The following is a 1,334-nucleotide window of genomic DNA, read 5'->3' on the forward strand; positions in this document are numbered from 1 at the left end:
CCTGATTGATATAGGTCAGAGTCTGGTCGTTGATGAACTTATACACGGCAGCCGTGTTGACCATGTAGTCGTTCACCACGTTGTTTCCCCAGTGCGGCCAGTTGTGGGACTGGAAGGTGACCTCCGCTTCCTTGCCGTAAAGGGAAATGGCCTCGGTGATATAGCTTGCCCATGCCGCGCCGTCGCGCACCTCCGCGCCGCGCAGCGTGTAGAGATTGTGGAGCGTGCCGGTGCAGTTTTCCGCCATCCAAAGCGCCTTGTACTGGGGCAGCCACGTGTTCATTTCGGCGGGCGCTTCCGTACCCGGCGTGAGCTGGAACTCCAGCTCCACACCGTCGATCGTCAGCTTTTCGCCGGACTGCGTGATTTCATAGCTGGGCGTCATGAACGAGACCGTTCCGGTGGACTGTCCCATGCCGATGCCCTGCGCCAGCTTGCCGGTCACGCCGGGGGTCAGAAGGACGCCATACTGATAATTGCTGCGGCGGCCCATACCCTTACCGGCGTAGACATTTTCCTTCACGGAGTGCTCCGTGAAGCCCACAGGCGTGATCACGGGGATCTTGCCGCTGGCGAGCTGATCTTCAATAGAAAGTGTCTCGTCTGCCTTATCCTCTTTCGCCATCACGCCGGCGATGCCGCCAAAATGGTCGACGTGGGAATGAGAGATGATGACGGCCTTGACCGGGAATTTACCAAGATTCTTTTCGATCAGCTGCATGGCAGCCTGACTGCACTCCACGCTCATCAGCGTATCAAAGACGATCCAGCCGGTATCGCCCTTGACAACGGTGAGGTTTGCCATGTCATAGCCGCGGACCTGATAGATGCCATCCGTCACTTCAAAAAGGCCATAGGCATGGTTGTTCTTCGTGTTCTCCCAGAGGCTGGGATTTACGCTGTCAGGCGCTTTTTCATAATCGTCCAGGAATGCATAGGCTTTCTGACTCCAGAGGATCGTCCCATCCTCGTCCTTCAGTTCCAGTGTTTCCGGCGCGTCGATCAGTCCGCGGGTGGCGAATTCATATTCCTGCTTATCATCGAAGTCAAGTTCATCGTAGACGGCGGCATTTGCCTTTGCCGTAAAGTCTGTGGCGGGCTTGACATCGGCAGTCAGATCCAGGTCTGCCTTTTCCGCGCCCGGCTCTTTGCGCCCATCCTGCGCACAGCCGACGCAGGACAGCAATAGTACCAATGTAAGAAGCATTGCTGCAATACGTTTCATAGCCATTCTTTTCCATCTCCTTATTGTTCGCGGATAACAGGTGGCTGCCAGCTATCCAGTGCTGTCATATCCGGTACATAGATCCGCATGAACAGATGAAATTCCCCGT

The 1,334-nt window shown here is 55.8% G+C and carries 1 protein-coding gene; it reads right to left on the minus strand.

The features are described from left to right. Nucleotides 1-1,231: alkyl/aryl-sulfatase (locus ACZO3G_RS14640; RefSeq protein ID WP_486847373.1), on the minus strand; the 1,231-nt coding region annotated here is incomplete at its 3' end. Nucleotides 1,232-1,334: the final 103 nt, after the last annotated feature.

This window comes from Anaerotruncus sp., from assembly GCF_057433415.1.